Below are 3401 nucleotides of genomic sequence, written 5' to 3'. Positions count from 1 at the left end.
GTTCGGCGGCGTCCTACTCTCCCACAGGGTCCCCCCTGCAGTACCATCGGCGCTGTAAGGCTTAGCTTCCGGGTTCGAAATGTAACCGGGCGTTTCCCTCACGCTATAACCACCGAAACACTATGAAACTGTCGAACTGCCGCACCATACCGTGACCATGGCATGGGGCTGTTCGTGGTTTCAGAACCAACACAGTGGACGCGAGCAACTGAGGACAAGCCCTCGGCCTATTAGTACCAGTCAGCTCCACCCATTACTGGGCTTCCACACCTGGCCTATCAACCCAGTCGTCTACTGGGAGCCTTAACCCCTCAAAGGGGGTGGGAATACTCATCTCGAAGCAGGCTTCCCGCTTAGATGCTTTCAGCGGTTATCCCTCCCGAACGTAGCCAACCAGCCATGCCCTTGGCAGGACAACTGGCACACCAGAGGTTCGTCCGTCCCGGTCCTCTCGTACTAGGGACAGCCCTTCTCAATATTCCTACGCGCGCAGCGGATAGGGACCGAACTGTCTCACGACGTTCTAAACCCAGCTCGCGTACCGCTTTAATGGGCGAACAGCCCAACCCTTGGGACCGACTCCAGCCCCAGGATGCGACGAGCCGACATCGAGGTGCCAAACCATCCCGTCGATATGGACTCTTGGGGAAGATCAGCCTGTTATCCCCGGGGTACCTTTTATCCGTTGAGCGACGGCGCTTCCACAAGCCACCGCCGGATCACTAGTCCCGACTTTCGTCCCTGCTCGACCCGTCGGTCTCACAGTCAAGCTCCCTTGTGCACTTACACTCAACACCTGATTGCCAACCAGGCTGAGGGAACCTTTGGGCGCCTCCGTTACTCTTTAGGAGGCAACCGCCCCAGTTAAACTACCCATCAGACACTGTCCCTGATCCGGATCACGGACCCAGGTTAGACATCCAGCACGACCAGACTGGTATTTCAACGACGACTCCACCTGAACTGGCGTCCAAGCTTCACAGTCTCCCAGCTATCCTACACAAGCCGAACCGAACACCAATATCAAACTATAGTAAAGGTCCCGGGGTCTTTCCGTCCTGCTGCGCGAAACGAGCATCTTTACTCGTAGTGCAATTTCACCGGGCCTATGGTTGAGACAGTCGAGAAGTCGTTACGCCATTCGTGCAGGTCGGAACTTACCCGACAAGGAATTTCGCTACCTTAGGATGGTTATAGTTACCACCGCCGTTTACTGGCGCTTAAGTTCTCAGCTTCGCACACCCGAAAGCGCACTAACCGGTCCCCTTAACGTTCCAGCACCGGGCAGGCGTCAGTCCGTATACATCGCCTTACGGCTTCGCACGGACCTGTGTTTTTAGTAAACAGTCGCTTCTCGCTGGTCTCTGCGGCCACCCCCAGCTCACCGTGTAAAACGGATCACCGGAAATGGCCCCCCTTCTCCCGAAGTTACGGGGGCATTTTGCCGAGTTCCTTAACCATAGTTCACCCGAACGCCTCGGTATTCTCTACCTGACCACCTGAGTCGGTTTAGGGTACGGGCCGCCATGAAACTCGCTAGAGGCTTTTCTCGACAGCATAGGATCATCCACTTCACCACAATCGGCTCGGCATCAGGTCTCAGCCACAAGTACGACGGATTTACCTATCGCACGGCCTACACCCTTACCCCGGGACAACCACCGCCCGGGATGGACTACCTTCCTGCGTCACCCCATCACTCACCTACTACAAGTCTGGTCCGTCGGCTCCACCACTTTCCATTCCCCGAAGGGTCCGGAACGGCTTCACGGACTTAGCATCGCCTGATTCAATGTTTGACGCTTCACAGCGGGTACCGGAATATCAACCGGTTATCCATCGACTACGCCTGTCGGCCTCGCCTTAGGTCCCGACTTACCCTGGGCAGATCAGCTTGACCCAGGAACCCTTAGTCAATCGGCGCACACGTTTCCCACGTGTGTATCGCTACTCATGCCTGCATTCTCACTCGTGAACCGTCCACCACTGCCTTCCGGCGCAGCTTCACCCGGCACACGACGCTCCCCTACCCATCCACACAGGCGTTGGCCCTATACATGTGAATGACACGACTTCGGCGGTACGCTTGAGCCCCGCTACATTGTCGGCGCGGAATCACTAGACCAGTGAGCTATTACGCACTCTTTCAAGGGTGGCTGCTTCTAAGCCAACCTCCTGGTTGTCTGTGCGACTCCACATCCTTTCCCACTTAGCGTACGCTTAGGGGCCTTAGTCGATGCTCTGGGCTGTTTCCCTCTCGACCATGGAGCTTATCCCCCACAGTCTCACTGCCGCGCTCTCACTTACCGGCATTCGGAGTTTGGCTAAGGTCAGTAACCCGGTAGGGCCCATCGCCTATCCAGTGCTCTACCTCCGGCAAGAAACACACGACGCTGCACCTAAATGCATTTCGGGGAGAACCAGCTATCACGGAGTTTGATTGGCCTTTCACCCCTAACCACAGGTCATCCCCCAGGTTTTCAACCCTGGTGGGTTCGGTCCTCCACGACCTCTTACAGCCGCTTCAACCTGCCCATGGCTAGATCACTCCGCTTCGGGTCTTGAGCGCGCTACTAAAACGCCCTATTCGGACTCGCTTTCGCTACGGCTACCCCACTCGGGTTAACCTCGCAACACACCGCAAACTCGCAGGCTCATTCTTCAAAAGGCACGCAGTCACGACGCACCGAGTAAACTCGATGCGCGACGCTCCCACGGCTTGTAGGCACACGGTTTCAGGTACTATTTCACTCCGCTCCCGCGGTACTTTTCACCATTCCCTCACGGTACTATCCGCTATCGGTCACCAGGGAATATTTAGGCTTAGCGGGTGGTCCCGCCAGATTCACACGGGATTTCTCGGGCCCCGTGCTACTTGGGTGTCTCTCCAACGAGCCGTTGACATTTCGACTACGGGGGTCTTACCCTCTACGCCGGACCTTTCGCATGTCCTTCGTCTACATCAACGGTTTCTGACTCGTCCCACGATCGGCAGACCGTGACAAAGAGATCCCACAACCCCGTACACGCAACCCCTGCCGGGTCTCACACGTATACGGTTTAGCCTCATCCAGTTTCGCTCGCCACTACTCCCGGAATCACGGTTGTTTTCTCTTCCTGCGGGTACTGAGATGTTTCACTTCCCCGCGTTCCCTCCACATACCCTATGTGTTCAGGTATGGGTGACAGCCCATGACGACTGCCGGGTTTCCCCATTCGGACACCCCCGGATCAAAGCCTGGTTGACGACTCCCCGGGGCCTATCGTGGCCTCCCACGTCCTTCATCGGTTCCTGGTGCCAAGGCATCCACCGTGCGCCCTTAAAAACTTGGCCACAGATGCTCGCGTCCACTGTGCAGTTCTCAAACAACGACCAGCCACCCACCACCCCGAACCATCCG

2 rRNA genes are annotated in these 3401 nt (G+C 56.8%); both read right to left on the bottom strand.

What is annotated here, in order from left to right:
• A 5S ribosomal RNA gene (gene rrf / locus M2271_RS42265) occupies positions 1-117 on the bottom strand.
• Between the two features lie 93 nt (positions 118-210).
• Positions 211-3334, bottom strand: a 23S ribosomal RNA gene (locus tag M2271_RS42260).
• Between the last annotated feature and the right edge of the window lie 67 nt (positions 3335-3401).

Origin of the sequence: Streptomyces sp. LBL (genome assembly GCF_029893585.1) — a bacterium.
GTDB lineage: Bacteria > Actinomycetota > Actinomycetes > Streptomycetales > Streptomycetaceae > Streptomyces.
This window is presented reverse-complemented; position numbering and strand designations above follow the sequence as displayed.